Origin of the sequence: Acetobacter sp. P1H12_c, from assembly GCF_018811975.1 — a bacterium.
GTDB classification, from domain to species: Bacteria; Pseudomonadota; Alphaproteobacteria; order Acetobacterales; family Acetobacteraceae; genus Acetobacter; species Acetobacter persici.
The window spans coordinates 1-4,669 of sequence record NZ_JACRVR010000071.1 but is presented as its reverse complement, the minus strand read 5'-3'; the positions used below and the strand labels follow the sequence as shown (position 1 = coordinate 4,669).

The window sequence follows — 4,669 nt, the reverse complement described above, 5'->3', positions numbered from 1 at the left end:
ACTCTACGTTTAACTGTCTTTTTTCATAGCACATATAAGATTTAAATAAAAGTCTATAGTATATATAAAGGTCAAATCGTGCTGGAATTGCAATAAATATTTTTGAATCATGTATTTTTTTGTGAATAACAATAGATCTTTCAAATAAAAAAGCAATGTTTATAAGTTCAGAAATTGATTTCTTATGATTTTCATCTCTTGAATAGTATGTTTTTTCATCTTTTCTATTTTCTTTTGAATCAAAATTTAAGTAATAAAATTTATCAATTTTTTCTATTTTACTACATTCGTCTGGAAGATCGAATTTTTCAGGAGTCTTAGACTCTTCTATATATATATAATATTCATATTCACCCATGTAAAAAGTAATTTTAAATATACCTTCATATTGATCAATTTCTTCAGAAACTAGAAAATCTTTAAATTGAATCATAACTGTGGCGTCTATCAAATCTAATTTTGGTTTTTGGTTGTGAGACATTTGTCACGACCAACCTAAGAGGGCAATATAGTGCTGATAACAAGGGAGCTACCAGCATAGTAGGTATGGTAGTTATAATCCTTGCTAGACAATATGATTGCAAATAGCCAAGGTAGTATGAAAAAGGGGACGCCCTGCAAGGCATCCCCTTTAAAAAATCTCGCTTCCCGGCGAGGTGGACTTGATGCAAGAGGTGCGACAACACACTCAAGCGTCCGATGCGATATAGTAGGCATAGCCTAAGTGGCTTTCAAGCCTAATATCGCAGGAAAGAAGGAAGCCTCGCCCATAATTTAGAAAGGGCTCGGCTTTGTCTCAGACGTTTTCCTCCCAACTTTGGACACTTACCCAGAGCCGGATGATTTCCGGTAAGACCCATCTGGTCTTACAGGCGCTTGCTTCTTTTGAGGGGCCGCATGGTCTCTTTCCCAGTCATGAAGCCATAGCCGCGCGTGCAGGTTGCTCAGCCCGCACAGTCATCCGCAGCCTTGAGAAAGCCTACCTCCTTGGTCTTGTGGAGCGCACCCGGCGTCGGGTGAAGCGTCAGGGCCGTATGGTGAGTGGCTCCAATCTGTATCGACTGGTGCTGAAGCCACTAGAGCAGGCCAAGGTTGCAGTCCGACACTATGCGCAGCAGTTACGAGAGGCTCTGGCCCGCAGGAAACAGCGCTTTCTTCAGACTGACATTTTTACAGCGGAAATCTATTCCAAAGATATAAATCAACCCTATCCGCGGCATACGAAAGACGAGTGGCTGGAGATTCTGACCCGTATGCAAAGCGGGCAGACACCTCAAGAGGCGGGATATAGGGGAAAGACCTGATACTTCCCTCTCACACCAAGCAAACGAGACGATCCAAAGGCTCAGGAAACAGGGAGCAATGGGAAAGGTTTGTCTATCCAATGGGACAGACAGAGCAAAAGAGAGGATCAAATTTTTCAGAAAATTTTAGCGGCTAAAATTTCACTCTCTATTTTTTTGGATGATCCAAATCAGCCCTGCTAAAAAATAACCAAGAATGACAAAAAAATATAACCATGATTTGCAAAAAATAACCGAGTTTTACGCTCGGCTATAACCGTTTATGGCGTCAAAATATCTTGTAAAAGTTGGGCAGGACAGGTGAAGTAGGCCCACGCTAACGGCGTGACTACTTCACATAAACCTTATGCGCACCTGTAGTGCTTAACGGTGTCCTGTCTTGCGGTGCATCCTCAGAAAGAAGATGTACGCTTTGACTGCCTGACCTCAAAATCTGGTAAATCCATCAATCCTGCTCAGGAGAGGGCAGGGCCGCCCTGTGTTGTTGCTGCACTCCTTTGAGGCTGTCCCGGATCAGAGCATAGGCTTTGCTGGAGACGGATTTCGGGACCGGTGCACCGGCTTCCGAAAGCTGGGCAATCATGCTGACGAGGCGTTCTGCGTCAGACAAGTCTGGCATCTGTTTGACAGGAGCGTCTGACAGGTTTTCTGTTGGGTTTCTGCCATTTTTAACGTGAGACCGAATGGCTCTGTCTAACCACTCGCCAATCGTGACCCCCTCTCTTTTGGCGGCGGCCAGAGCGGCATTCCGCACCTCGGGATGAACGCCCCGGATAGACCATGGTTTAGGGTCGTCTGTCATGTCTGACTCCTCTGTCTGACTTGTCTGGCAGAAGTGAAGCATGCCCGCGTTATGTCTGTCATGTCTGACAGATGCGTCAGACAAGTCAGACAGAGGGAGAGGCAAGAAGGAACAGGTTATGGCCAGACACTCTGATCGAACACCAACGCATCCGGGAGCGCTCCTGCGGGAAGACCTGCTTCCGGCTATGGGACAAAGCGTGACAGATCTTGCCGCCCGTCTCGCTCTGTCCGAGGCCGACCTTTTAGACCTTTTGGCTGAGAGAACTCCGGTTACGCCGGAGCTTGCCCTGCGACTGGGAGCCGTTTTCGGGAATGGTGCCGCGTTCTGGAGCCGCTTGCAGGCCGCGTACGGTGGGCGCTCCCATCCGCCTTCGGGTTCTTACAGGAACGCCTCGCCGGGATGATTCAGGAAAGGGGCATCGTCCCGGACGTAGGTTTGCAGGACAGAGAGATTTTTGTGGCGTGTCACACGAGCCAGAGCAAGGGCGTCTTGCCCCGTCTGTGCGCCAGAGGTCACAAATCCGGCGCGCAGGGAGTGGCCGGAAAACCCCCTCGAATCATATCCGGCAGCGTGGGCGTATGTCTTGACGATAGTGGCGACAGACCGGTCTGAGAGAGGCTGCGTACTGAGATGCCCGTGCCGGGTAATGCTGCGGAATACCGGTCCCTGTGTGATCCCGGATGCGGCAAGCCATGAGCGCACAGCGTCCACCGGACGGAGACGCCTTCCATTTGGGATGCCGATGGTCTGCCCGCTGCCGTCCTGATCAGTTTTGCTGCGCCGTATGGTGACCAGTAGTCCGCGTTCCTGAAACAGCAGATCATCTGTCGTCAGCGCCACCAGCTCGCTGCGTCGCAAAGCTCCGGCAAAGCCGAGCGCCAGAAGCGCCTTATCTCTCTGACCGCTCAGGGAGGAGGGGCAGTGGGCCAGCATGTCGCGCACAATTTCAGCCGTGGCAGCCTGCTTGCGTGTGGGGGCTGTCCCAAGGGTGCGGCGAATACCGGCCATGACACGCTCTACGCCGGGGGCTTTGACTGGGTTGTGCTCCTGTCCCTGAAAGGCATGCGACAGGGCGGCGCGTGCTCTGGCAATCCCAGACGCCTTACGGCCAGCCTCAGCCAGAGAGGAGAGCCAGGAGGCGATCTGAGCCGGTGTTGCCTGGAGGGCAAGCACGTCATGTTCTGCACACCATACCGTAAAACTCTGCCAGTCGGTGGCGTAGGCGGCGCGGGTCGCCGGAGACAGAGACGCCAGAAGATAGCTGGTGATCCGTTCCCGGTCGGCTTCAGAGAGGGTTGGGTCAGAACAGCGCGGTGTCAGAAGCATGGTAGGGTCTCTCCGAACGGCACGGGGGCCCTAGGGTCTAGCATGAGCGATTGGCACAGGCTGACATACCTTGCGAAACTACGCTATTAGCGTATATAAAGGAGCATGACAGGGCCTGAGATTGAGTTTGAATGGGACGACGCGAAAAGCGATGCCTGCTTTGAAGAGCGGGGGTTCGATTTCGAATATGCGGCCCAGATTTTTCTGGGGCCTGTTCTTCAGAAACCGGACGACCGCAAGGAGTACGGAGAACCCCGTATCCGGGCCGCAGGCTTGATCGAGGGGATCCCGTTTATGGTCGTTTATACGGTGCGCGGGACGTGTCTGCGCATCATCTCGGCCCGGAAGATGCACCGGAAGGAGTGGATCAAATGGCAAAACTGACATTGGCAGACATCAAACGGCGTGGCGGCCGGGTCGATCGGGCGCGCGTTCAGGCGACGACGGCCGCAGAGATTGACCAGCAGGCTCGCGAAGATGGGACACAAAGCGATCTGCCGGGGCCAGCCTATCCGTCGCCTGCGACCGTGCGCCGCCAGTTGAAGCTGACCCAGACAGACATTGCCGCTCTGGCCGGTGTGCCGGTGGCGACATGGCGCAACTGGGAACAGGGCCGTGTGAGCCTTGACCCGGCGGTGCGGACGCTTCTGCGTGTCTTGTGGCGTGAACCCGACGCAGTGCGGCGGGCGATGGTGGCCTGATCGAGTCTCAGAGAGTGGGATCATGAGCAATGACGGTACCGTCATTGCTCATGATAGAGAGTGTTTCTGGCTTCCGGGAATGCGTGTTCGAGGAAGTCAGAATGTGAAGTTTAGGAAGCAGTGAAAGTATAAACTGTTTTTTTTGTTGCTAGAGACATGGCTTTTTCTGAAAGAATGGCTTTCTCGACTTTGTCAGACATGATTTTCTTAAAGTCGATATTGTTGTTAGCGAATTGCGTAGACTGGGACATTGTCCGCTTCCCTATCTGCTTTTATGTGAATTAACTCTACGTTTAACTGTCTTTTTTCATAGCACATATAAGATTTAAATAAAAGTCTATAGTATATATAAAGGTCAAATCGTGCTGGAATTGCAATAAATATTTTTGAATCATGTATTTTTTTGTGAATAACAATAGATCTTTCAAATAAAAAAGCAATGTTTATAAGTTCAGAAATTGATTTCTTATGATTTTCATCTCTTGAATAGTATGTTTTTTCATCTTTTCTATTTTCTTTTGAATCAAAATTTA

General features: G+C 50.4%; 8 protein-coding genes. 4 read left to right on the top strand and 4 right to left on the bottom strand.

The features are described from left to right. A partial coding sequence (locus KP699_RS15925; RefSeq protein ID WP_215763308.1) for a hypothetical protein occupies positions 1-481 on the bottom strand: 481 nt, incomplete at its 3' end. A gap of 310 nt (positions 482-791) precedes the next feature. Here KP699_RS15925 and KP699_RS15920 point away from each other — a divergent pair. Continuing rightward, a complete protein-coding gene (locus KP699_RS15920) occupies positions 792-1,304 on the top strand; it encodes a helix-turn-helix domain-containing protein (RefSeq protein WP_252347148.1) in 513 nt (170 codons plus the stop codon). 445 nt (positions 1,305-1,749) lie between these two features. On the opposite strand, the gene KP699_RS15915 is transcribed toward KP699_RS15920, so the two are convergent. Continuing rightward, a complete protein-coding gene (locus KP699_RS15915; RefSeq protein WP_215763307.1) occupies positions 1,750-2,106 on the bottom strand; it encodes a hypothetical protein in 357 nt (118 codons plus the stop codon). 118 nt (positions 2,107-2,224) lie between these two features. Between KP699_RS15915 and KP699_RS15910 the strand changes: the two genes are divergently transcribed. Beyond that, positions 2,225-2,512: a HigA family addiction module antitoxin gene (locus KP699_RS15910; protein WP_252347147.1), complete on the top strand. Its 288-nt coding sequence runs from the start codon at positions 2,225-2,227 to the stop codon at positions 2,510-2,512. On the opposite strand, the gene KP699_RS15905 is transcribed toward KP699_RS15910, so the two are convergent. Then, positions 2,488-3,435, bottom strand: coding sequence for a site-specific integrase (locus KP699_RS15905; RefSeq protein ID WP_215763305.1), 948 nt, complete (start codon positions 3,433-3,435; stop codon positions 2,488-2,490). The two genes, KP699_RS15910 and KP699_RS15905, sit on opposite strands and share 25 nt — an antisense overlap. Before the next feature lie 105 nt (positions 3,436-3,540). Here KP699_RS15905 and KP699_RS15900 point away from each other — a divergent pair, with 105 nt between their 5' ends. Beyond that, positions 3,541-3,819: a BrnT family toxin gene (locus tag KP699_RS15900; RefSeq protein WP_040133529.1), complete on the top strand. Its 279-nt coding sequence runs from the start codon at positions 3,541-3,543 to the stop codon at positions 3,817-3,819. Beyond that, the gene (locus tag KP699_RS15895) at positions 3,807-4,136 is read left to right on the top strand and encodes a DNA-binding transcriptional regulator (protein WP_014106739.1); all 330 of its coding nucleotides are present in this window, start codon (positions 3,807-3,809) and stop codon (positions 4,134-4,136) included. Before KP699_RS15900 ends, KP699_RS15895 begins: the two co-directional genes overlap by 13 nt. Before the next feature lie 225 nt (positions 4,137-4,361). Here KP699_RS15895 and KP699_RS15890 read toward each other — a convergent pair. Continuing rightward, positions 4,362-4,669, bottom strand: a 308-nt coding sequence (locus tag KP699_RS15890) for a hypothetical protein (protein ID WP_215763304.1), incomplete at its 5' end; no start/stop codon positions are given.